General features: G+C 42.4%; 1 protein-coding gene. It reads right to left on the bottom strand.

Annotated elements, in window-relative coordinates:
• Nucleotides 1-203 (bottom strand): hypothetical protein (locus tag B4N75_RS01045; protein ID WP_296706355.1); only part of this gene is annotated, 203 nt, incomplete at both ends.

The following is a 203-nucleotide window of genomic DNA, read 5'->3' as shown; positions in this document are numbered from 1 at the left end:
GTAAAAGAAATGTCAGACTCATTCTGCGGAAGCGCGAAAAGATTTTTTCCGGAAATATTGAAAACGCCGTCGTTTATTTCTTCAAGAAACAAAGTTGCTGACCTGTTCGCGGCGGATTTTATGTCCAAAATTTCCGGCTGGTACGCCTTGTAGATTTTGAACTCAAACCAGCTCGACTCAACTTCCGGAACATCCACAAGATT

Source organism: Treponema sp. UBA7570, from assembly GCA_002477955.1.
Taxonomy (GTDB): Bacteria; Spirochaetota; Spirochaetia; order Treponematales; family Treponemataceae; genus Treponema_D.
This window is presented reverse-complemented; position numbering and strand designations above follow the sequence as displayed.